The following is a 17,861-nucleotide window of genomic DNA, read 5'->3' as shown; positions in this document are numbered from 1 at the left end:
GGCGTCATGAGCGAGAAGTTCCGCAAGGACGCCAGCCGTGTCTTCGGGATCGTCGTGGTGGCGCTGTTCGTCATCGCCATCGTCCTGGCCGTTATCGGCTGGCTGATTGGCCACTGGTGGGGCCTCGCCATCGGCCTCGTCCTCGGGCTGCTCCTCCTGGCCGTTGGGCTCACCGTCGCGGTCATGCTCTACGCCATGACGCAGGACGGAGCCTGAATGGATGACGCCCGGCGTGATCGCAATGCGTTCAACTGCGCGGACCGTGCATCCCGAGCGGCCAACCCGCGACTCCTCACGTCAAATGCTCGAACCCCATTCAAAGACGAGAGTTGCGCACAACTACGCGATTCATAGGAACGACGGCACACTGCGTGCCTTACCCCGGTCGGCATGGCAACCCCGATGGTGTCAGCGGGACACCGTCGGAGGCTTGGGCGGATGAGCCGTCAGGGGCGGTCCCTGGCGGCTCATTCTTTTTCCACCCGTTAGTTGCGCTCTGCCGGAAGTGACCTGATTCGACGGGCGATCAGTAGCGCTTCCGCTTCTTCCGCAGCCATTCCTCGACCACGTTCGGTACAGGGCTTTCACCCGACTTCCAGCGGCGGATGGTGCGGTCGTCTCGGCCGAGGGCGCGGGCCAGCTTTGCTTGCCGGCCCGCACCGTAGAGCGATTCGCCTACTTCGCAGAACTCGACGGGAGTCATGCGGCCAAGTCCAACAGCTTCGAGAATCGATCCGCGTTTCGGTTCGCCGCCGATGTGAGCCAGTCACGCACGACGGGCAATTCGTGCCGCTGGATGTTCTTAATCTCGACGCCGCGGGAGCAGCCCTTTCTGGGGTGGAGTACCCACAGAACCAAGCTCAGGTGAGGTTGGTCAGAAGTAAACACGGTGCCATCCCCGTCACACTGCGGACAGTATTCAGGGAGCCCCAATCGCTTTAATCTGGCCCGGATTAAAATACTGCGATTGATGCCATCGTGGCTATCAAGACCACGCCCTTGTCGTGCATTGACCATCTCTGGCGTGATGGCTGGAAGAGGCTCTTTCTTCTGCCACCCACTTCCTGCACTCCAATCGCTCGTTAGGTCGTGAAGTCGGCCTGCTTCAATCAGGGCATCCACCTCGTCCTGAGTGATTCGGTCATGCCAACAGTAATTTAGACGCATTTCCTCGCAGAATGCACGGAAGCCCATCCCGTACCTCGACTGCGTAGCCTCGTCTGGGAAGATTCCGTAGCTGTGGATTGGCCTCATCTCGTCTCCTCCAAAGCGGGCCATGATGGCCTTGCCCTGGAGGTCTCGCTCCGTCTGGCGCTTGAATGGGCTGGAGTGCGAGTAGAACGACTCGCTCACCCACTGACTGTCCGGGTGATAGAACCGGCCCACACACGTGGGGCATTCCTTGCTGTCCCGACCGATGGCAAAGTAGAAGTTGACCACCTCGTTCATGTGATCAAGTTCCCAAGGACCAAAGTCGTCCCAAGACTCTTTCAGTACCCGCGAATCCCAGCCGTCCCCTTCCTTCCACATGTAGTCCTCGTGCGGCCCCCACGAACAGTAAGCCGGGTTTGCATTCAAGACGTTTAGCATCCAGTCCGCCGCGCCGAGCTTCTTAGCCTCCTGCTGGTCGTATTCGTCTTCGGGGTAGCATCTCATCTTATCCTCAATCAGTTCGCCGGGCTTCATTGCCCGAACCAAGCGACCGTAGCGCAGGGCAATCGCCCTGTCAACGATTTTGTGCGATAGCGGGTGTAACCGATAGGCGGAGACGTTTTTCGGCTCCGTGAGCGAAGCGAGTAGCAAGCGGGCTGAAGGCATCGCCCACAATTCCTTGCGCGACACGTCCAACATGCATACAATCCCGCATCACTTCAGGGAGGCACTTCTATTCTCAGGACGAATTGGATGCGCAGCGCTGCCGCCGCCATCAAATACTTCGAGCAAACTGACCTCCTTGCCTCCAGCCCTGGTGAGTGGCTAGGTAAGGGTGCAGAGATGCTCGGCCTTGACGGCTCGAAGAACAGATATGGGTGGCGACAAAAGAAAACCCCGCTTGCGCCGAAGCACGAAGCGGGATAATCTCCTCAGTGTCTAAGTGAGGAGGTGAATATGACACTTTTAATTGAACAATGGAAGCCCGTAGTTGGCTATGAAGGCCTATACGAGATCTCGAACACAGGCAGGATTCGCGGTCTTGTCGCCGGAATCATGATACAGCAACTTCTTCGCCGCAGGGGGTACTTGACTGTCAGCCTCTCGAAAAACGACAACCGATCCCACTGCAACGTGCATGTGCTCGTGGCCGAAGCCTTCGTGGCAGGCCCCCCGGGCCTGACTCAAGTAATCCACGAGGACGGCTGGCGGACAAACAACCGGCCCAGCAACCTGGTTCGTCTGACAGAACAGGAGGCTCGCGACAGGCAGAAAACTGAGCGCAGGGAGTATTCCAGGTTGTACTACCACGCCAATCGCGAGCGGATCATATCCCTGGCTGTCCCACGCGTGGAGAAGCGGAAGGCCGGTCAGAGACGCTACTACCAACAGAACAAAGAGGCCGTGCAAGCTGCGGTCAAAATTTATCGCCAAGAGAACAAAGAAAAGTTCAACGCGAATGCCCGGCGGAAACGTGCAGAATCTCCGGATTTCTCAGAGAAAGAACGGGGTTGGAGTAAAAGCGATATTCAACAAACCCTCATCATCGTCTGCGGCGGCTCGTTGGCAGCGCCAAGTACCGCTCCAAGGTTATTGGGGTCGAGGTGCATGCCGATTATCTTGACGTGATCCCTGACTCCGTGCCCTGTTCATGTGCGTGCTGCGGCAATGAGTTGGATTTCAAGGGCTGCCGCACTCCTCGCTCGCCGTCGATAGACCGTATTCACAACGACTTTGGGTACATCACAGGAAACGTAGCAGTCATTTGCTTCCGGTGTAACATGCTGAAGCGAAACGGCACCATCGCAGAGTTCGAGCAAATTGTCGCCTACATGAAGAAAACGCACCCACTGGGTGAGCACCACTCGGAAACCGCCTCACCATCGTCCGCACCACCGAAGGCTTTCTGGAAAGTCGAACCCATCGAGTAAATCGCGTGTCTCGCTTGCGCGCTAGCGATTCTCCTGCTACCTACGTGGCCTATGATCCGCACCCATTGGATGACTTCAGCCGCGGCGGCAAAGGCCTATTACCGCACCTCCGATTACTTTGCGACCACCCCTGGGCAGTGGTTCGGCAAAGGCGCAGAACTTCTTGGCCTTTCAGGTCCCGCCAGACCGGAGGACTTCGACCGTCTCGCGGATAATCTGCACCCGCAAACGGGCGAGTCACTCACAACTTACACTCGCGACGGTCGACGTGTCGTAAGCGTTCACAGTTGATGCGGGTGTATCTCAACAGCCAGCGAAAGTTGGGTTCATCATCGGTGGTTGTTGAGCCGGGACCGGGATCAGTGTTGGTGGCTTTGCCCCGGTACGGTGTGCGGTGACGGCGTCGGTGAGGAATGCGAGCACGTTGCGGCCCTGCCGGCGACACGAGGCCAGGACCGTGAGGATCCGCTCCACGAACCGGCTACCGCGTTCGGAGTCGGTGCCGTAGCTGGTCTTGCGCCAGCACACGGCGTGACGCAGGGCCCGCTCGGCCGCGTTGTTGGTCGGTTCCACCCCGCCCACGCGTGCGAACGTCCACAGGGCCGGCTCCACCGCCAACAGCTCGCGGCACACGGCCCCGGTCTTGGGGCACCCGCACCGGCCCCCGTGCCCCAGGTGCGTGCGGAACCGGGCCCGCACGGCGCGGGCGTACACGCGAGCGAACGTGGACCGGGCTAACGTCCCGTCCCGCACCCGGAACCAGTGCCCGAACAGTTCGTCGGAACAGGCCAACAGGGCGGCCCCGATCGGGGATCCGTCGTTGCCCCGATCGATCATCGCCTGGAAGTCCCGCCGCAGGTGCGCCCAGCACACCTGGCGCCGATGCACCGGCAGATGCGTGTACACCGGATACCGATCGGTCGTGTGGACCTGGGCGGACCCGTCCCGCAGGTCGTCGAACGCGCTCCGGCCCCGGGTGGCGCGGATCAGGAATGCGACCACCGAGGTGCTCACCGCGACCCACAACCAGGCCCGCTGGCGCCCTTGCGTCCAGCCCGTTTCGTCCACGTTCGCCGGGTGCCCGCGGGTGTACGCGAGAGCCGCTTCGGCCACCGGGGCCAGAGCCGCCGCGGTCGTGTGCTGGAGTTTGCACACCGTGGCCGGACGGATGGGCAACCCGAACAGGTCGTCGAACAGTTGGCTCACCACCCGCTTGCCCAGGCGGCACGAACCGGTGAGCATGGCGGCCACCGCCTGGACCCGGGGACCGTACCCGGGAGCCGCGTCGGCGGGCACCGGTGCGGTCGTCACGGCGCCGCAGTGCGGGCACCGGAGCCGATGGCACCGATACTCGGTCACCTGCGGCCGGACGACCGGGATCTCATGCACCTGGTGAATCGACGGGTTCGGGTCGTCCCCGGTGAGTGGGCACGCACACCCGCGGCAGGTGTCCGGTTTGAGGGTGTGGACCGTGTCGGGCGGCAGCACGGTGCGCTCGGCCTTGGGGTGCCCCGATTGACCGCCGCGCCGCTTCCCCGAGGGACTCTTGGGCGGGGCCGGCTTCACCTGCGGACCATCCGACGAGGGCGGTTTCGACGAGTTGCTGGAATTCTGGTTGAGCCGGGTCTGAAGGTCGGCCACCGTGACCTGGAGAGCCGCGACCGTGGCCTGCAACTGCGCAACCGTCGCTTCCAGCGCACGAATGTACGCCACCACCGCTGGCGGCAGGTCACTCGGTAGCTCCGGCGGTTGAGGAACAGATGTCATCGCGTCCGTTCGATTACGGAACACCGGCTCTTGAGGCAACCCCGCGCAGAATCGAGTCACAAAGGCCTGGAAAATGCACGGCCCGCACCCCGTGAACGGTTACGACGTGTCGGCATCGACATGACTTTCAACGCGATGAAATCAGTCAGCATCGCCCGAGAGCTTGCTGGACCTGGCAATGGCGGCGACCCTCGGATTGAAGCAGCTCACGATGAAGCCGTTGCTTTTACCCTGGGTTACATCGAACGTGAAATGCAGGCGAGAGTGCGTGTTGGTGGCGCGAACGAGAACCGTGTAACGGGCAACATGGTCGCCTACGCCGTAACTCACCGAGATACACGCATCAATGCCGATGACAGCATGCCGGACATGAATTTGCATAAGCACTGCTTTGTATTCAATGCGACCTACGATGCGGATGAAGGAAAGTGGAAGGCCGCCGAGGTCGGCCAGCTCAAGAAAGACGCCCCGTACTACGAGGCCATCTATGCCAACCGACTCGCCGCAAACGTAAAAGACCTGGGCTACGGCATTGAACGAAGAGGTAAGTCCTTTGAGATCACCGGCATCTCCCAGGAACTCAGGGACAAGTTCTCCCGCAGAAAACAGTACATCGACATGGTGGCCAAGAAGCTCGGCATCACCAACCCCGAGTCACGCGCCAAACTCGGTGCGACCACCCGCCTTCAGAAGTCCAAGGAACTCGCTGACGATCTGCAGCCCTACTACTCCAGCCGCCTCGCACCCCAGGAAAAGCAGCAGCTCGCATCCCTCGAAGGGAAATTGAGCCGTGCAACCACCACAGAAGCCGCCGTCGCTTTCGCCATCGGCCACATGTTTGAACGCCAAAGCGTAGTAAACGAGAAACGCCTCTACGAAACCGCCATCCGCCACGGCATCGGCTGGGTAACTCCTGAAGAGGTGCAACAAGAAGCAAAGCGTCAGGGCTTGCTGGTCAGAAACGGAGAAGCCACGACAAGGGGCGTGCTCGCAGAAGAGTCCCGAGTAATCGCATTCGCACGGGATGGGAAGGGAACGTGTCGCCCAATGGGGGCAGCGACCCGCCTTGACGAATCCCCGAACAACACCCGCATCATGGTGGGTATGCAAGGACCGGGGCGTGGTGACCCCGGTCATACTGGAGCTGATGTTGCCATACCTGCAGTGCTCGATCAACAACAAAAAGGCCGCCCCGACGAATCGAAGCGGCCGATGCCTGCGCTCCGGCAGGGCTTCATTTCCGACACTGCCACACTCTCCCCCGAACAGCAAGCGGGATTTGACAAGGACATTCATGTCTCCAGCAAACTCTCCCCTGAGCAGGCATCCATCGCCCGCCATGTCTGGAACTCTCCCGACCGTGTCATCCTGATCCGTGGTGCTGCTGGCACCGGTAAGACCCACACGATGAAAACCACCTTCGCGGGCATCGACCGTCCTGTGGTTGTTCTCGCTCCTTCTGCCGATGCCTCTCGTGGCGTTCTCCGCAAGGAGGGCTTCACCAATGCCGACACCGTAGCGCGCTTCCTGATCGACCAGGAGTTCCAGCACAAAGCCAAGAACGGCGTGATCTGGGTGGACGAGGCCGGGCTTCTCGGCATGCGCCAGACACGCCAGGTGTTCGACCTGGCTGAAAAGCTCAACGCCCGCGTGGTACTCCAGGGCGACAAGCAACAGCACGGCAGTATCGAGCGCGGCACCACTCTGCGCGTCCTGGAACAGTTCGCAGGCCTTCCCGTGGCGCAGCTAACAGACATTCGCCGCCAGAAGGGCCGGTACAAGGAAGCCGTTACGGCTCTCTCCAAAGGCAAGATGCTCGCTGGTTACGACACGCTCAACGACCTCGGCTGGGTGAAGAGTACAACCGGCAATACCCCTCTCGTCGACGAGTACATGGAGGCCATCGATACCAAACGCGCCGACCAGGACATCACCGACCGGGTCCTGGCCATCGCCCCGACCCACGCCGAGGCCGCCGAGGTCACGGACGCGATCCGCCTTCGCCTTCAGGAACGCGGCATCGTCGCCAAGGAAGAACACGAGATCCAAACCCTGGTGCCCCTGCACTGGACGGAAGCCGAGCGAGGAGACCTGAGCCGCTACGAGGGCACCGAGGTTGTTCAGTACCACCGCAACGGCGGCACACAGAAGGCCGGCCAGCGCGTCGCCATCGCCGACTTCAAGCCCGGCATGCGCCTCGGCCCCGCGAGCACCTTCTCCGTCTACGGCAAGAACACGATCAAGCTCGCAGCCGGCGACCGCATCCGCATCACAGCCCCTGGCAAATCAGCAGACACGAAGCACAAGCTCGACAATGGTACCCTGTACGAGGTGAAGGGTTTTGACGAGAAGGGTGGGATCGTCCTCAACAACGACTGGACCCTGGCCCCCGACTTCGCGCACCTAACCCACGGTTACGTGACCACCAGCCATGCGAGCCAGGGGAAGACCGTGGACAAGGTGCTCATCGCCATGGGGCAAGAATCCCTTCCCGCCATCAGCGCTGAGCAGTTCTACGTGTCGGTAAGCAGAGGCCGGGACAAGGCCACAATCTTCACCGATGTCCCCACACCTGAGTTGCGCGAGGCGATCCAAAAGGCCGACACGCGAAAATCAGCGACCGAGCTCTTCAACCCACTACCCCGCAACCGCATGTACGCCATCCTGAAACGCGCCCGAGAAGCGTTCCAGGCCTTGCGCACGCGCCACGTCACTGCTACACACGAGCGCGACAAACAACGGGAGCTAGGAAATGGCCGGTAACAAGTTTCAGCACCTCTTCTCACCCAATAAGGCCGAGGCGGAAGCCCCACCGCCGGAGCCGGCCGAGCTCGACGACGACCTCGGCCCTTGCGCGGCCCTGGCGAAGAACAAGTGGATCACCGCGCTCACGATCCGCCACGCGGCGAAGCCGTGGGAGTCGTTCCAGTTCTCGTACCTCGGGGTCCGCAGCGTGTTCGAGCCGACCCGCTTCGAAGTGGATTTCGTCAGCCACGACGAGCGCTTCAAGGTAGTTGTCACGGGCCGGAACCTTAGCCGGCTCTACAACCTCGTCATCCAGGCGCGGCTCGAATGGATCAAGGCTGCGGAGCGTGACTTCGCCCCCGATGGCGAGGCCATCATCACGAAGATCGAGGTGGTGAAGGTCGAGGAGAAGAAGCGGGGCTGAATCGAGCCTCTGCAGCCATGTGAGCCACCGGGCCGAAATCAGCGGGCGGCGTCCAGCACCTCACGGACCTTTTGAGCCAGCGCGTCGGGCGAGAACGGCTTCTGAAGGAACGCCACCTCGGCCTCCAGCACCCCATGCCGCACGACCGTATCGTCGGTGTACCCCGACAGGAACAGCACCTTCATCTCCGGTCGCATGGCCCGCAGCCGCTCGGCCGCCTGCCGGCCGCCCATGTTCGGCATCACCACGTCGGTCGCTAGAAGGTGAATCGGCCCTTCGTGTTGCTCGCAAATGCGCAGTGCCTCGCCGCCGTGATGGGCCTCCAGCACCGTGTATCCGGCCCGCTGCAGGACCATCTTGGCCAGCCGCCGCACCCCGTCCTCGTCCTCCGCCAGCAGGACCGTCTCGCTCCCGCGCGTGGGTGGCGCCCGGAGTGCGCCCGCGGAATCGGCGGGCGAGGGGTCGGACCGGTCGCGCGGCAGGTACACCTTGAACGTGGTCCCGACGCCGAGCTCGCTGTACACCTCGACGTGCCCGCCGGACTGCTTGACGATGCCGAACACGGTGGCCAGCCCCAGCCCCGTACCGTTCTCGCCCTTGGTGGTGAAGAACGGCTCGAAGATGCGGGCCTTCGTGACCACATCCATGCCACACCCGGTGTCGGTCACGGCCAGCCGCACGTATTCCCCTGGCCGGGCCTCGGGGTGGGCGGCCGTGTACCCGGTATCGAGGGTCACGTTCCCGGTCTCGATGGTGAGCCGCCCGCCGGTCGGCATGGCGTCCCGCGCGTTGACCGCGAGGTTCATGACCACTTGCTCGACCTGGCCGGCGTCCGCCCGGACCGGCCACGGCTCGGGGGCCCCGCGTACGGTGAGGTCCACGTCCGCCCCGATCAGCTGCGCGAGCATCCGGCTCATGCCGTCGAGCAGGTCGTTCAGGTTCAGGGTGGTGGGCTGGAGCACCTGCTTCCGGCTGAATGCCAGGAGCTGCCGCGTCAGCACCGCGGCCCGCTTCCCGGCGTCCCGGACCATCCCGACCGACTCGCGGTGCGGGTCACCGTCCGGCATCTCGTCGAGCACAATTTTACTGTACCCGTTGATGACGGTGAGCAGGTTGTTGAAGTCGTGCGCGATGCCCCCGGCGAGCCGCCCCACGGCCTCCATCTTCTGTGCGTGGCGGTACTGGTCCTCGAGCTGCCGCCGCTCCGAGATGTCCCGCACCACCCCAGTGAAGTACCGGTGGTCGTCGAGCCAGAACGCGCTCACCGCCAGGTCCGCCGGGAACGTCTCCCCGTTCTTCCGCCGGGCCACCACCTCGCGCCCGGCCCCGATCACCTTCGCGCTCCCGGTCGTCAAGTAGTTGGCCAGGTACCCGTCGTGCCGGGACCGGTCCGGTTCCGGCATCAGCGTGTTCACGTTGCGCCCGAGCACCTCGGCCGCGGTGAACCCGAAGATGCGCTCGGCCGCGCGGTTGAACGACCGAACCGTTCCGCCCTCGTCGATCCCGATGACCGCGTCGAGGACGTTGTCGAGCACCGACGTCAGCAGCGTCTCGGCTGCAACCCGCTCCGTCACATCCAGGCACGCGACCACGCCCCCGAGCCGCTCCCCGGCGTCCCCGATCACGGGCGCGGCGGACAGCTCCAGCCGGCGTCGCGTTCGGTCCCCGGCCCGCTCGATGGTCACCCCGACGGCGGTCGCCGTAAGCCCGTTCAGGACCGCGCGGGACATCGGCCACTCGTGCGGCTCGATGCGCCGCCCGGTGTCGGGCCAGTACCCGACGTACTCGCGATAGCCGTCGACGCTGTCGGCCGTCGGGGCTCGCCCCCAGATGCGCTCGCTCGCGGGGTTGGTCCGGACGATCCGGCCGACCGGATCGGCGATGATCACCGACACCGGGAGCGCGTCCATGACCGCCGAGAGCAGTGCCGCCCCCTTACGAGACCGCTCTTCGCTCGCGCGGAGCTCGGCCTCGGACCGGCGCCGCTCGGTCACGTCGGTCACCAGGGCCATCAGGCACTTGGTTCGGCCCTCGGCGTCGCGTAGCGCGGTGACCCACTTATGGACCCAGCGCGGCTCACCGGACGCGTGCAGGAACCGGTTCTCGATCTCGTATCCGGGGATCTCACCCGCCGAGAGCTGGCGCAAGAGGGCCATGTTTTCGGCCCGGTCGTCGGGGTGGATCAGTTGGGCCAGGTCGGCCTCCCGTAGCTCCGCCTCGGTGAGTCCGAGGGTGGCACAGTACGCCGGATTGCACTGCAGGAACCGGCCGTCCGGATCGGTGATCCCGATCCCGGTGGCGGCGTGCTCGAACACGCTGCGGAACCGCCACACGCTGTCCCGCAGGGACTCCTCGTCCCGTTTGTGGTCGGTAACGTCGCGCGAGATCCCGATGACCCCAGCAACGGCCCCAGTCTCATCGCGGTACGGGGCCTTGGTGGCCAGGTACGTGCGGGTGACGCCGGCGGACGTGAGCACCTCTTCGCTGGTGAGCGGGCGCCCGCTTTCCATGATGCAGCGGTCGAGGGCCATCACCCGGCGGGCGCCGTCGGGGTCGAACAGCGCCGTGTCGTCTCGTCCGAGGACCTCGGCTACGGTCTTGCCGACGAGCCGGGCGGCGGCCGCGTTGAAGAGCAGGTACCGGCCGTCGCGGTCCTTGACGAACATGGCGTCGGTGGTGCCGTCGGCGACGGCCCGGAGGAGGTGAGCGGCGTGGGCGGCGACGCGGAACTCGCGGCGGGCGAGGCCGAAGATCAGGGCCGCTGACAGCAGCACGAAGGCAGTGCCTTTGCCCGCCGCGGCGAGGAACCAGTCCCGGCCGTCGAGTCCGAACCCGGCCAAGAACCCATCAGTGAACCAGATCCAGAGGAGTCCAAAGGCAAGGTAGGTGAGTGTGATCCGGGCCGGACGGGGCGGCGCCTCCGGGCCGGGCGGGCGTTCAAGGGTCATGAGCGACTCGGTGGAGATTGGGCCGGATCGTCGCGGCACAGCGGTGCGAGAGACCGTGGCGGTGGCGTTCTCGGCGCAAGATGTTGAGGGTAACATGCCTGTGCCGCACGATCCAGTACGTGGAAAGAGAGTTCGCGCGCGTCGTCACCACCATTTTTTCGCGCGGGACAAAAAGAGGAAGCCGGCACCCGAAGGTACCGGCTTTCGTGGATAGGTTGGGGGACAGGTGTTGTGGTATGTGAAGCGGGCCGGGGGACCTGGCCCGAGCTGGTGTTCGACGGGATGGAGTAAAGCAGACACTGTGCCAAAGTGCGGCCTTGTCGCCCGGAGGCCTCTGAACAGCACTGATTTACAGGTGTCCGCAGCAAAATCGCCGCATCTGCCCGCTTAACGGTTGTAACAGTTGCCGGTCAGGCGCGAACCGAATTGCCGAACCGCATGCACCTCCCGCTTCCGTCAACGCGCAACGCCCTTCCTCCGCTCCGCCAGCGTCTGCCACAACTCCCCGCTGATCGCCTCGGCCTGCTTCACCCACGACACGGCGCAGGGATTGTCCGCATCAAAGAACGCGACGAGGCCCCGAGAACGCGTCTCGACGTCCTCGACGGTCAGAAGCGTCACGGCATCGGGCTTCTTGAAGAGCGAGCAGAGCTGGTGGCGGAACTGCCGGACCTGATCGATGGCCTGCTTGCCGGAAAGCGTGGAGCTGCCGAGGGAAACGCGGAACGTCCGCGTCATACCCCGCTCACTCGTCGTACTTTAGCAGGAACTTCGGGTTGATCGCCTTGAAGCTCAGGCGGCCCCCGATGTCCTCGTCGTATTCCTCGACCAGCGGGCGCAACACCACGCCTTCGCGCTGCACCTGCGGGTTGAGCACGCTCGTCCCCTCCGCGAACGCGACCAATTCGTCGACGGTGTGGTTCAGCACGAGCGTTCCGAGCTGCGGGACGGGTTCCAGCCCCATCTCGGCCAACGTCACCAACTTCACCGCGTGATCCACGAGGCGGTATGCGTCCACGTTGAAAACGTTGAACACCCGCAGCGAGACCTCCTTCAGCGCGTACTTGTTCTTCTGGATGCCCGGCCCGATGACCTCGGCCTGAATCGCCACGTCGTGTCCAAGCTTCTCGCGGGCCGTGCGCAGCTTCTCATCAATCCTCAGCCCCTTCGCGACCCGGGCAAGGACGTTCGATTCGTCGGCCTCATCCATCCACAGGTTGCGGCTGCAGATGCCGAACTCGCCCTGTCGGAGGAAGGCGGTGAACGACGTGCCATCGAGCTTCTCGGTGACGTAGAACGTCTTGCCCTTGTGGCGCTGCAGTGCGCCTTCCAGCACCTGGACGCGGGTCTCGTCGGTTTTCGGCAGGAAGCCGGGGAACCCGCCTTTTACCTTTCCGCCCATGCCCACGGGTGCGGGAGGCTCCCACTTCCGAATGCCGAGCAGATCGGTGACGTCCGCGCCTTCTTCATCTGGCGCGCCGGGCGGGAGGATCGAGAGCGGGAAGCAGATGCCCTGCGACACCTGGCCGCGAAGCTTGACCGTTTTAATGCGGAACCCGGCCGGGATCGTCGCCCCACTGACCGGGTCGGTCTGCGCGGGCTTAAAGCTGCTCGACCGGAGGAACTCGAACTCGGGCCGCTCGGGGAGCAGGGAATCGATTTCACAGTACAAAACGCGGTCTCCGGGCTTGTGCTCGCCCTTCTTGGAGACGATCCACCACCCGAGGACACGGATTTTCTCGATCGCATCGGCATTCGAGATCGGCTCCACGGCGTTCACGGTCTGGATGCTGGCAAGTTTTCGCATCGTCTTCTCCGGTCGGGTTAGGTGATCTTCTCGACACGGTAGCGTGGTGAGTGGTTCGGTAATCGTCATGTGCCCTCCTTGGCTGGTTGTTGAGCGTTTCGTTCGACCCGGCGGATGCAGGCGCGAGTGTTCTGCTGCCATCGAGGGCCACGGGGCGAGGCCGCGAGGATGACGAACCCGCCGTTCGGGTGCATGGCCTTGTAATGACCGCTTCCGGTTGGCGTTACGGTCCAGCCGTCGCGACGCAGCTCGCGGATCAGGCGTTGAGTGTCGGAGGTGGCGTTCATGGGGTGTGCCCGCGACGCGGAGGCGTGGGGCATTGATCGATCCAGGACATGAACCGACCCACTCGCCCACGCTGCTCGGCCATTTCCTTCGCGACGGCTCCGTGATCAACGGGACGCGACCGGTGCTCGGCGAGCAGCTTCTCGAACTCGCGTTGGAAGGCTTCCTGCTGCTCCGGGGCCAGTTCAGGTTCTGGCGGGTGTTGGTCACGCAGAAACGCCTTCGCTTCCGCTGCCGGTGCGATGTAAGCCCGATTACGCTCGCGGTCCAAGAGCAAAACTGAAGGCGCGGGATGGTCCGAGCCTCCAAGGTCGAAGGGATCGAGCAGCGGCGCGACGGCGCGGTGGCGGGCGTAAGAGCCGAAGACCCAGCCGTTGGCCGTCCCAGAAGATTGGCCGTCATCGGCGATGAGTTCCCCATACGACCAGCGGAAGGAGACGAAGCGGGCGTCGTGTCGATAGCCAAACGTTTCTGCGGTGTCGGGAGGGAGGGGAATGTCCACAAGTTGGCCGGGAGGCGATGCGGTCATCGGTCGCGCCTCACGCACGTAGAATGCCTGCCGTGTGGAACGATGCGGCGCCCGAGGACGTGACCAATGCCAGAGCCGGGGAATTCGGTCGAGTCGGACGAGGAACCCCGGTCATTCGCGCAGCGGGTCGCCGACCCGCTGAACTCGGTCACGTGGTTCACCATGGACGCGCTGTGGATGGGCAAGCTGGCGTGGCCGGCGTACACCTTCGCCGCACTGACTGTGGCCACCGGGCTGTGGCTGCTGGTGCTCGGGTGGCGGAAGAAGCGGGGCGTGTTGCTCGCCGACTTGGGACTGAACTGCTGGATCGCGATGAACACCATCTGGCTCGTCGCGGACCTGAGCGGCCGCGCGACGCCGTTCGGGGTCACCGTGCCCCTGGCGGTGATAGGGGCGGGGTTCATCGCCCTCGCCACCTGGCGCTCGCAGGACGTTCGGCGGTTGAGGCTCGGTGGTCGGTGAGCGGGTGAGACAAGGGCGGTCATGGATCGAGCCTCAGCGTCGAGAGTACCTTCCCGTCCTTGTTGCGGAACTCACAGCATCCCGGTGGCAAACTCTCGTCCACGAAAAGCGGAAAGCCGAACACAGACCGGGACCCACCGGCAGATGGGGCCACACTTCCCGATTTCAACGCCTCCCAGAATTGGGTTCCGACCTTCGCATGATGCACCACCTGTTCAATAGGCGGCAGGTTTTTCATCGCTTTGAGCGCGTTCTCCAGCCAGGACTCATCCAGCCGGGTGGGTTGTGCCGTGGTATTCGTCGTGACATCTCGCTGGAAATCGTGTTTTCCGATTTTTGAGGTAAGCGGGAGACCAAAGCAATCGAGGGGGCTATCCTTCATGACCGGCCCTCCAGCTTGGCCAGCAGGGCGCGGTTGCGTTCGAGGAGTTGCTTCACGAGTTCGTCATCGTGCCAGCGGGCATCGCGCTGGCGAATGTCCCGGATGACGGAATCGTTCACCCTTAACGCGGCGGTCAATTCCTCCGCGTGGCACGCATCGAGTGCGGCCTGAGCCACCTCCTCAGCGTTCCGCAGCCCGTTCTCACCACTACGCCGTGTGGAAGAGATGGAGAGCGGCACCTTGCGGATGGCTGCGGCGACGCGCTGGAGCAGCGGGGTGGGGGTGGTCATGACTCGACACCCTTCGTCACTTCAACCATGTACCCCTCCGGCACGTCGCCGAGGCCGGCCCGCAGGTTGACCGTGTCGATCCAGGCTTTGACCGTGGGCGCCTGGAAACCGAAAGGAACCTGCTCGAACTCGCTCGACCAGAAGACCAGGTGATGCTGGTTTGACCGGAAGTCGAAGTCCGCATGAAAGAGGAGTGCGTCGCTCGGTAGTGCGGTCACAATCTGCAAAAGAGCCCACTTCGGAATTTCCACGCCGCGACTGAACGCCACTGACTTGAATCTCCGATCATTTTCAAAGTCGATCATCACACCTCTCTTTCTGGGCCGCAGCCCTGTTGTTGTTTTCTTGCATCAGCGGGTGGAAGTGGGCCGAAGGCGTCCGCAGGACCGTAGCGAAAGAGGAGCCCGAGAACACGCGGCGGCGAAGCCGAGATGCCCAAAATCACCGTTCCATCCCCTCACACATCTCTTTCCTCCTCGCACAATCCCTCCAGGAGCGTGAGACGGCAAACGTACTCCCCACCCCTATCAGCGCTCCTGCTGCGAATACCAGCGCAGCAGCCACAGGATTCTCCGTTGCTGGGGTGTCACACAGCTCGGTGAGATCATCCATCATTCCTCACCTCCGCATTTTGGGCATGCAAACCTGACCTGCACGAACCGGAGGGCCTTCAGCGGACTCCATCCGCACCAGTAGCACTTGAAATAGTTCATTTCCTCTCCTTTTCCTTGGCTACTTTGGCGAGAACTTTCGCAGAGGCAGAGAGGTAGGGGTCGGTTTCGCTACCCACGAGCCTTGCTGCCTTCTCAATGCGGACCAGAAGTGCTACCGCCTCAAGCGTGCGCTGGTGCATCTCGTAAGCCAGTGGAAAACTCAATGCACCTGCGTGCTTGTTGGACTCCGCCATTTTCAACAAATGATCCTTCAGCGGCTGCAAAACCGATTCCCGCTTCGCTGCTAATGTGACTTGCAATTGGCGAATTTCATTAAACAAACGCCGGATTCGCTTTGTGCATAAGCTGCCAACCTGATAATTGGCCTCGTTTGCCTCGATGACTTCAAGCGGTTCGTCGCTGGCGTCAGTGTACGGCTGCACTATCCCTGGTAACTCATCCGCCGGTGCAGCCTTCCCCCACAACACCCATACCCCTCGTTCTCAGGGCATGAGGCAGGATCACTACTGCATTCTGGCCATGCAGGCTGCTCCGAAGGTGTCGAAATCGACGGGTTTGGATGTTGTTCTGCTGCCGGCTTTAAAACAGGAAGAAGGGTGAGTGCGTTCCGAATACGGGCAACGTCCTGTTTACTTGACCCCGGAGTAAGCAGCAGCGCCTCGAACACTAACCGATAGGCCTCATCCGCTGATGTGCTTTGTGCGACTCCAGTAGTTTCAAGTTGGCGGCTTGGTTTTGTTGGCCGATCGTGCAGTAGTAATGGACTTATTTTCGCCATCTGTAGGTGCCAGCCCATCGGCCAACAGTATCAGGCATACCGCCGCCAGTGTCCACCCGAGGCCGCGGGCTGAGCGGGACCACAACCAGGCGTTACGCAGGATCAGCCCGACGGCCACCCACAGGAGTCGCACGACCCCATCGGTGGTCGAGGTCCGGGGCCGAACCTGCCCCAACTGGCGGTAGCTGCTCTCGATCCCGAATCGGGTCCGGTACAGGTCCCGAATCGCCACCGGGCTCCCGCTCACCCGCCACACCGCGTACAGTAACTTCTTGCTCCGCCGGCCCCCGGTCCGCCGGTACCGGTAGCTCTTGTGAGCGATCACCACGTGCACCCGCACCGAGGTGCCCCGATCCGCGTGGGTGTACGCATATCGACCCGCGCCCCGCCGCCGCACGGCCCGCAACCCGACCCCCTTCACCCCGGGCCGGGGCTTGCGGCCCCGGACCACGGCCGGGATCACGAACGGCACACCCCGCGCCTGGAGCAACCGCATCACCGCGATCGAGAAGAACGCCTTGTCCAGCAGCGCGACCCGGACCGTAACCCGTGCCGCCGTCACCTGATCCAACAGCCGGGTGAGCACCGCGGTCATCGGCTCCTTCTCGCCCACGGCCGTCAACCCGAGCGTGTACCGGTCCGGTCCCCCGACGAGGCACGCGGTGGCGTACGTGTGGAACGTGTGGGTGCCGCCGGCCCCCTTGGACCGGGTGGTGTCCCGGTTCGGCGTCCCGAAGTACCCGATCCGGTGGTAGTCGATCGCGACCCGAGCCGCCCGCTTCCGCTTGCCGAGCGGGGCGTGGAGGGCCGGCCGCAACCGCCGCTCGAGGGTGCGGCGCCGCTTGGGCAGCGTGAGGTACAAGCAATCCCAGATGGCCTGCCCGGACGGGGCGTCGGCGATCGCGGCACAGGCCGCGGCCACCGAGCGGGCGAACGCCGCGGCGAACAGCACCACCCGCCACACCACCTCGGGTGTACAGGTGCGGCGACGCTTGGGCAGTTGGACCGCACGGCCGAGCCAGTCGGTCAGGACCGGACGGAGGTGCCGGGTGGCGTGGGCCGGGGTGGCTCGGATAGACTGACGTTTGGGTCGCATGGGGGCTCCGACAGTGGAGGCGTGGTAACCACCATTGACCGGTAAACCCATGCGGCCCGCTACTCATAAATCGCCCAACTTGAAACTACTGGACTCCGTCTGCTGCGCGCATTACGCTCGTGTTCCGCGACAGGTATTCGTCCCACAGCGATTCCGTAGCCGCCTCGTAGTAGTACGGGTTCCCTGGCTTCCGAAAGATGCTGTACCCCTTACTCAGTGCCCACTCCTCGAACTCCAGACGAATGGATGCCTCTGTGCCTGGCTCGGCTGTTGGCGTGACTTCGAGTTTTTCAGTCACGGGCCACCTGCTGCTCAAAAACATCTACATCTTCACTCATCCAGATGCTGACTGCCGCGGCAATCCAAGCGATGCCGAGTAGCGTAAATGATGTACCCCATACCCACCCCGCAGCATCAAACCGATCGAGCAACAGCTATATCGCAAGCGTAAATGTTATCGGCAGTCTCCGTGGCAAGTTCTTTGCCGCAATCACTTTCGTCTTAGTCATCGTTCTTCCTTCCTTAGTTTATAGTGGACCCCGAAAACTGGACCGCCGGTTAAGCTATACCGGAGGCCCAGGAAAGGGGAAC

19 protein-coding genes are annotated in these 17,861 nt (G+C 63.2%); 6 read left to right on the top strand and 13 right to left on the bottom strand.

Annotated elements, in window-relative coordinates:
• The first annotated feature begins 6 nt into the window (after positions 1-6).
• Positions 7-216 carry a hypothetical protein gene (locus GobsT_RS24720; protein WP_010033461.1) on the top strand — a complete coding sequence of 70 codons (210 nt, stop codon included), beginning with the start codon at positions 7-9 and terminating at the stop codon, positions 214-216.
• A 310-nt stretch (positions 217-526) separates the two neighbouring features.
• On the opposite strand, the gene GobsT_RS24715 is transcribed toward GobsT_RS24720, so the two are convergent.
• Both GobsT_RS24715 and GobsT_RS24710 read right to left on the bottom strand, forming a co-directional pair.
• Entirely contained in the window at positions 527-703 is a 177-nt protein-coding gene (locus GobsT_RS24715) for a helix-turn-helix domain-containing protein (protein WP_010033462.1), read from the bottom strand.
• Positions 700-1,851 (bottom strand): hypothetical protein, encoded by a 1,152-nt coding sequence (locus GobsT_RS24710; protein WP_010033463.1) that lies wholly within the window; start codon positions 1,849-1,851, stop codon positions 700-702. The genes GobsT_RS24715 and GobsT_RS24710 overlap by 4 nt, the downstream gene beginning before the upstream one ends.
• A 258-nt stretch (positions 1,852-2,109) precedes the next feature.
• Here GobsT_RS24710 and GobsT_RS24705 point away from each other — a divergent pair, with 258 nt between their 5' ends.
• Positions 2,110-2,781, top strand: a complete 672-nt coding sequence (locus GobsT_RS24705) for an NUMOD4 domain-containing protein (RefSeq protein WP_010033465.1) — start codon at positions 2,110-2,112, stop codon at positions 2,779-2,781.
• 353 nt (positions 2,782-3,134) lie between these two features.
• Complete coding sequence (locus GobsT_RS41225; RefSeq protein ID WP_071529217.1) at positions 3,135-3,374, top strand: relaxase domain-containing protein; 240 nt, start codon at positions 3,135-3,137, stop codon at positions 3,372-3,374.
• A gap of 12 nt (positions 3,375-3,386) precedes the next feature.
• Here GobsT_RS41225 and GobsT_RS24695 read toward each other — a convergent pair whose 3' ends face one another.
• On the bottom strand, positions 3,387-4,850 hold the full coding sequence (locus tag GobsT_RS24695; RefSeq protein WP_033197688.1) for an IS66-like element ISGob3 family transposase: 1,464 nt from the start codon (positions 4,848-4,850) through the stop codon (positions 3,387-3,389).
• On the opposite strand from GobsT_RS24695, the gene mobF reads away from it, so the two are divergent.
• The gene (gene mobF, locus GobsT_RS24690; protein WP_081471405.1) at positions 4,833-7,613 is read left to right on the top strand and encodes a MobF family relaxase; all 2,781 of its coding nucleotides are present in this window, start codon (positions 4,833-4,835) and stop codon (positions 7,611-7,613) included. The two genes, GobsT_RS24695 and mobF, sit on opposite strands and share 18 nt — an antisense overlap.
• Complete coding sequence (locus GobsT_RS24685) at positions 7,603-8,019, top strand: hypothetical protein (RefSeq protein WP_010033472.1); 417 nt, start codon at positions 7,603-7,605, stop codon at positions 8,017-8,019. The genes mobF and GobsT_RS24685 overlap by 11 nt, the downstream gene beginning before the upstream one ends.
• Before the next feature lie 38 nt (positions 8,020-8,057).
• Here GobsT_RS24685 and GobsT_RS24680 read toward each other — a convergent pair whose 3' ends face one another.
• From GobsT_RS24680 to GobsT_RS24660, 5 genes are all read right to left on the bottom strand, one after another.
• The gene (locus tag GobsT_RS24680; protein ID WP_010033474.1) at positions 8,058-10,967 is read right to left on the bottom strand and encodes a PAS domain S-box protein; all 2,910 of its coding nucleotides are present in this window, start codon (positions 10,965-10,967) and stop codon (positions 8,058-8,060) included.
• Between the two features lie 456 nt (positions 10,968-11,423).
• The gene (locus tag GobsT_RS24675) at positions 11,424-11,705 is read right to left on the bottom strand and encodes a hypothetical protein (RefSeq protein WP_010033476.1); all 282 of its coding nucleotides are present in this window, start codon (positions 11,703-11,705) and stop codon (positions 11,424-11,426) included.
• A 7-nt stretch (positions 11,706-11,712) separates the two neighbouring features.
• Positions 11,713-12,774, bottom strand: a complete 1,062-nt coding sequence (locus GobsT_RS24670) for an RNA ligase (ATP) (protein WP_010033477.1) — start codon at positions 12,772-12,774, stop codon at positions 11,713-11,715.
• 65 nt (positions 12,775-12,839) lie between these two features.
• Positions 12,840-13,061, bottom strand: coding sequence for a hypothetical protein (locus GobsT_RS24665; RefSeq protein ID WP_148087859.1), 222 nt, complete (start codon positions 13,059-13,061; stop codon positions 12,840-12,842).
• Positions 13,058-13,588, bottom strand: a complete 531-nt coding sequence (locus GobsT_RS24660) for a hypothetical protein (protein WP_148087858.1) — start codon at positions 13,586-13,588, stop codon at positions 13,058-13,060. The genes GobsT_RS24665 and GobsT_RS24660 overlap by 4 nt, the downstream gene beginning before the upstream one ends.
• A 66-nt stretch (positions 13,589-13,654) precedes the next feature.
• Here GobsT_RS24660 and GobsT_RS24655 point away from each other — a divergent pair, with 66 nt between their 5' ends.
• Complete coding sequence (locus GobsT_RS24655) at positions 13,655-14,050, top strand: hypothetical protein (RefSeq protein WP_010033481.1); 396 nt, start codon at positions 13,655-13,657, stop codon at positions 14,048-14,050.
• 19 nt (positions 14,051-14,069) lie between these two features.
• Here the strand turns inward: GobsT_RS24655 and GobsT_RS24650 are convergent, their stop codons facing one another.
• The 5 genes from GobsT_RS24650 to GobsT_RS24630 all read right to left on the bottom strand — a co-directional run bounded on the left by GobsT_RS24650 (position 14,070) and on the right by GobsT_RS24630 (position 17,270).
• Positions 14,070-14,432: a hypothetical protein gene (locus GobsT_RS24650; RefSeq protein ID WP_148087857.1), complete on the bottom strand. Its 363-nt coding sequence runs from the start codon at positions 14,430-14,432 to the stop codon at positions 14,070-14,072.
• Positions 14,429-14,722, bottom strand: a complete 294-nt coding sequence (locus GobsT_RS24645; protein WP_010033485.1) for a hypothetical protein — start codon at positions 14,720-14,722, stop codon at positions 14,429-14,431. Before GobsT_RS24645 ends, GobsT_RS24650 begins: the two co-directional genes overlap by 4 nt.
• Positions 14,719-15,027: a hypothetical protein gene (locus tag GobsT_RS24640; protein WP_148087856.1), complete on the bottom strand. Its 309-nt coding sequence runs from the start codon at positions 15,025-15,027 to the stop codon at positions 14,719-14,721. Before GobsT_RS24640 ends, GobsT_RS24645 begins: the two co-directional genes overlap by 4 nt.
• Positions 15,028-15,431: 404 nt before the next feature.
• Positions 15,432-15,863 carry a hypothetical protein gene (locus GobsT_RS24635; protein ID WP_010033491.1) on the bottom strand — a complete coding sequence of 144 codons (432 nt, stop codon included), beginning with the start codon at positions 15,861-15,863 and terminating at the stop codon, positions 15,432-15,434.
• Between the two features lie 249 nt (positions 15,864-16,112).
• A complete protein-coding gene (locus GobsT_RS24630; protein WP_010033494.1) occupies positions 16,113-17,270 on the bottom strand; it encodes a transposase in 1,158 nt (385 codons plus the stop codon).
• Positions 17,271-17,861: the final 591 nt, after the last annotated feature.

This window comes from Gemmata obscuriglobus, assembly GCF_008065095.1.
GTDB classification, from domain to species: domain Bacteria; phylum Planctomycetota; class Planctomycetia; order Gemmatales; family Gemmataceae; genus Gemmata; species Gemmata obscuriglobus.
This window is presented reverse-complemented; position numbering and strand designations above follow the sequence as displayed.

Excerpts from the sequence above, each read along its gene's own strand:
- GobsT_RS24650 (WP_148087857.1), bottom strand. The coding sequence starts at position 14,432 with ATGAAGGATAGCCCCCTCGATTGCTTTGGTCTCCCGCTTACCTCAAAA.
- GobsT_RS24680 (WP_010033474.1), bottom strand. The coding sequence starts at position 10,967 with ATGACCCTTGAACGCCCGCCCGGCCCGGAGGCGCCGCCCCGTCCGGCC.
- GobsT_RS24710 (WP_010033463.1), bottom strand. The coding sequence starts at position 1,851 with ATGTTGGACGTGTCGCGCAAGGAATTGTGGGCGATGCCTTCAGCCCGC.
- GobsT_RS24705 (WP_010033465.1), top strand. The coding sequence starts at position 2,110 with ATGACACTTTTAATTGAACAATGGAAGCCCGTAGTTGGCTATGAAGGC.
- GobsT_RS24670 (WP_010033477.1), bottom strand. The coding sequence starts at position 12,774 with ATGCGAAAACTTGCCAGCATCCAGACCGTGAACGCCGTGGAGCCGATC.
- GobsT_RS24720 (WP_010033461.1), top strand. The coding sequence starts at position 7 with ATGAGCGAGAAGTTCCGCAAGGACGCCAGCCGTGTCTTCGGGATCGTC.
- GobsT_RS24660 (WP_148087858.1), bottom strand. The coding sequence starts at position 13,588 with ATGACCGCATCGCCTCCCGGCCAACTTGTGGACATTCCCCTCCCTCCC.
- GobsT_RS24675 (WP_010033476.1), bottom strand. The coding sequence starts at position 11,705 with ATGACGCGGACGTTCCGCGTTTCCCTCGGCAGCTCCACGCTTTCCGGC.
- GobsT_RS24695 (WP_033197688.1), bottom strand. The coding sequence starts at position 4,850 with ATGACATCTGTTCCTCAACCGCCGGAGCTACCGAGTGACCTGCCGCCA.
- GobsT_RS24665 (WP_148087859.1), bottom strand. The coding sequence starts at position 13,061 with ATGAACGCCACCTCCGACACTCAACGCCTGATCCGCGAGCTGCGTCGC.
- GobsT_RS24630 (WP_010033494.1), bottom strand. The coding sequence starts at position 17,270 with ATGCGACCCAAACGTCAGTCTATCCGAGCCACCCCGGCCCACGCCACC.
- GobsT_RS24655 (WP_010033481.1), top strand. The coding sequence starts at position 13,655 with ATGCCAGAGCCGGGGAATTCGGTCGAGTCGGACGAGGAACCCCGGTCA.
- GobsT_RS24640 (WP_148087856.1), bottom strand. The coding sequence starts at position 15,027 with ATGATCGACTTTGAAAATGATCGGAGATTCAAGTCAGTGGCGTTCAGT.
- GobsT_RS41225 (WP_071529217.1), top strand. The coding sequence starts at position 3,135 with ATGATCCGCACCCATTGGATGACTTCAGCCGCGGCGGCAAAGGCCTAT.
- GobsT_RS24715 (WP_010033462.1), bottom strand. The coding sequence starts at position 703 with ATGACTCCCGTCGAGTTCTGCGAAGTAGGCGAATCGCTCTACGGTGCG.
- GobsT_RS24685 (WP_010033472.1), top strand. The coding sequence starts at position 7,603 with ATGGCCGGTAACAAGTTTCAGCACCTCTTCTCACCCAATAAGGCCGAG.
- GobsT_RS24645 (WP_010033485.1), bottom strand. The coding sequence starts at position 14,722 with ATGACCACCCCCACCCCGCTGCTCCAGCGCGTCGCCGCAGCCATCCGC.